The organism is Paenarthrobacter aurescens, from assembly GCF_025421775.1.
Lineage (GTDB): Bacteria > Actinomycetota > Actinomycetes > Actinomycetales > Micrococcaceae > Arthrobacter > Arthrobacter aurescens_B.
The window spans coordinates 1-272 of the sequence record NZ_JAOEFX010000257.1 but is presented as its reverse complement, the minus strand read 5'-3'; the positions used below and the strand labels follow the sequence as shown (position 1 = coordinate 272).

Genomic DNA, 272 nt, shown 5'->3' with positions numbered 1-272 from the left:
TGATGTTGATAAAAAACCTTTTGATAAAAAATTTTCGGCAACAATCTTTAAACATGAAGGGATTAAAATTGTAACTTACAATTTGGAAACTTTTAAACCATCTGCTTCAGAAATGAATAAAAATCTTGTGAAAAATAATGATTCGTTATTTAACAATCCACTTACCAAGCTTGGAATTGAAGAAAACGCAGATATTTATCATGCTCATGAATTAGCATCTTTGTACGCAGGAATCGGAATTAAAAGAATGCTGAATAACAAGGGGAATAAAA

The 272-nt window shown here is 29.0% G+C and carries 1 protein-coding gene; it reads left to right on the top strand.

The genetic code is table 11. The features are described from left to right. Positions 1 to 272: hypothetical protein (locus N7568_RS23540; RefSeq protein WP_261612119.1), on the top strand; the 272-nt coding region annotated here is incomplete at both ends.